Source organism: Acrocarpospora catenulata, from assembly GCF_018476525.1.
Taxonomy (GTDB): domain Bacteria; phylum Actinomycetota; class Actinomycetes; order Streptosporangiales; family Streptosporangiaceae; genus Acrocarpospora; species Acrocarpospora catenulata.
This window is the reverse complement of record NZ_JAHCST010000173.1, coordinates 1-658: the sequence shown is the minus strand read 5'-3', so window position 1 is coordinate 658 and position 658 is coordinate 1. Positions and strand designations below refer to the sequence as shown.

1 protein-coding gene and 1 pseudogene are annotated in these 658 nt (G+C 68.8%); both read left to right on the top strand.

Going from position 1 to position 658, the window contains the following annotated elements:
- On the top strand, positions 1 to 389 hold a 389-nt coding region (locus KIP79_RS46225; RefSeq protein ID WP_214111435.1), incomplete at its 5' end, for an ATP-binding cassette domain-containing protein.
- A 39-nt stretch (positions 390 to 428) separates the two neighbouring features.
- Positions 429 to 658 (top strand): annotated as a pseudogene (locus KIP79_RS46220) (ABC transporter permease); the annotation flags it as partial.

Here is a 658-nt window from a genome sequence, read left to right as displayed (position 1 = left end):
ACGCCGAGGCCGAACGCCTGGTCAAAGCCCTCGACATCCGCCCGCCGGACCCGAACCGGCCGATCAAGACGTTGTCGGGTGGTAACCAGCAGAAGGCGGTGCTGGGCCGGTGGCTGGTCGGTGAGGGGCGCAAGCTGCTGCTTTTGGATGAGCCCACCCGTGGTGTGGATGTGGGCGCCCGCGCCGAACTGTATGCGCTGGTCCGCCGCCTGGCTGATGAGGGTGTGGGGGTGTTGCTGGTGTCCAGCGAGGTGCCCGAGGTGCTGGGTCTGGCCGATCGGGTGCTGGTGATCCGGGAGGGCCGCATCGTCCACGAAGCCCCTGCTACCGAGCTGGACGAGCACCGCGTACTCGACCTCGTCATGGAAGCCGCCGCTTCCCATGGCTGACATGCCTTCTAGTTCCGACCGATTTCAGGAGTTCGTCCGATGACCGAGGTCAACCCCCAACAGGTCTCCGCGCCGGAGGCCGACGAACAGGCGCGGGTGGAGGCCGCCGCTGTGGCGTCCGCGCCCGCAGGCCGGTTGGCGCTCGGCCGGATCGGTGAGGCCCGCCACCTCGGCCTGGTGATCGCGCTGGCCCTGCTGGCCGTGATCGGCCTGATCACCGCGCCGGACACCTTCGCCACCACCTCCAACATGGTCAGCCTCCTGGCACT